Origin of the sequence: uncultured Corynebacterium sp. (assembly GCF_902489365.1) — a bacterium.
Classification (GTDB): domain Bacteria; phylum Actinomycetota; class Actinomycetes; order Mycobacteriales; family Mycobacteriaceae; genus Corynebacterium.
Map to the genome: position 1 here is coordinate 1 of NZ_CABTZR010000169.1, position 1701 is coordinate 1701.

Annotated in this window: 2 protein-coding genes; one reads left to right on the plus strand and one right to left on the minus strand. The window is 61.8% G+C overall.

Translation table 11 applies throughout. The annotated features are described in order from the left end of the window. Positions 1-536: DNA-formamidopyrimidine glycosylase family protein (locus RDN59_RS12240; protein WP_308608075.1), on the minus strand; the 536-nt coding region annotated here is incomplete at its 3' end. Positions 537-613: 77 nt separating this feature from the next. Here RDN59_RS12240 and RDN59_RS12245 point away from each other — a divergent pair. Beyond that, positions 614-1701: DUF1846 domain-containing protein (locus RDN59_RS12245; RefSeq protein ID WP_308608076.1), on the plus strand; the 1088-nt coding region annotated here is incomplete at its 3' end.

Genomic DNA, 1701 nt, shown 5'->3' on the forward strand with positions numbered 1-1701 from the left:
ATGAAGGGGGAGAGCCCTTGGCGGAAAAGGGCTTCTGCGCGGTAGATATTTCCCACCCCGGCGAATAGGCCCTGCTCCATGAGCATGGCACCGATGCTGCGTTTCGAGGCATGCACCCGGGACCACAAGGCATCAGGGTCAGCATCCTCGCGCAGCGGATCCTGGCCCACCTTCGCCACCTTGGCCTGGTACTCCTCCTCCGTGATGAGCGTGCAGAACTGCGGGCCGCGCAGGTTCGCGGCCGTGGTGCCGTTATCAATGCGCAGACGGATCTGCCCCCACACATCGGCAGAAGGCTCAAAGCGCAGGGAGCCAATGAGGCCTAAATGGATATAGATAACGTGGCGCGGGTTATCCGCATCGAAGTGAAGAAAGAGGTGCTTGCCAAAGGCTTCGGCGAGGGAGAGGGAGGAGCCGCTGACAAGCGCTGCCTCCGCAGCGAACCTGCCTTGGGGGCTGCTCACGGCCAGCGGCTTGTTACGGAAATCCGCATTAAGAGTGCGGGCAAGGCGGTGAATAACGTGTCCCTCAGGCATGTCAGGAAGTCTACGCGGGGGCTGTGCTGCTGTAGACTTTCCGGGTACTACCCGTTGAACGGAAGGGCCTAAATACTATGGGGCGCGCACTCGGTTTTGACCGTGAAAAATACATTGAACTGCAGTCGGAGCACATCAACGCCCGGCGCAAAGAAATCGGCGGGAAGCTTTACCTTGAGATGGGCGGCAAGCTCTTCGACGACATGCACGCCTCCCGTGTTCTACCCGGATTCACCCCGGATAACAAGATTGCGATGCTCGAGCGCATCAAGGATGACGTAGAAATCCTTGTCTGCATCAACGCCAAGGACATCGAGCGCCAGAAGATGCGCGGTGACCTGGGCATCCTCTATGAAGATGATGTGCTGCGGCTTGTCGACGTCTTCCGGGACCGCGGCTTCCTTGTCAACAACATCGTCATGACCCAGCTCGAGGACGGCAACAGCCAAGCGGAGGCCTTCATCGAGCGCCTCGAACGCCTTGGGCTGACGGTGGCGCGTCACCGTGTTATCCCGGGCTATCCCGCCAATATCGACCTCATCGTCTCCGAGGATGGGTTGGGCAAGAACGACTACGTGGAGACCACCCGCGACCTCGTGGTGGTCACCGCGCCGGGGCCGGGCTCCGGCAAGCTGGCTACCGCACTGTCGCAGGTCTACCACGAGAATCTGCGCGGCGTGCAGGCGGGCTACGCCAAGTTTGAGACCTTCCCCATCTGGAACTTGCCGCTCGACCACCCGGTGAACCTGGCCTACGAGGCAGCCACGGTGGACCTCAACGACGCCAACGTCATCGACCACTTCCACCTCTCCGCACACGGCGAATCCACGGTGAACTACAACCGCGACGTCGAGGCCTTCCCGCTTCTGAAGTCCCTGCTTGAGCGCCTGACCGGCACTGTTCCCTACCAGTCCCCGACAGACATGGGCGTGAACATGGTGGGTTTCTGCATCACCGATGACGAAGTCTGCCGCGAAGCCTCCCAGCAGGAGATCATCCGCCGCTACTTCAAGACCCTGGTGGAGGAGGCCCGCAACGGTCTCGACTCCACGCAATCCGAGCGTGCCGCCGTGGTCATGGCGAAGGCCGGCATCAAGTCCGCCGACCGCCCGGTGGTGCTCCCGGCGCGTCAGAAGGCGGAGGAGACCGACGGCCCAGCGTCCGC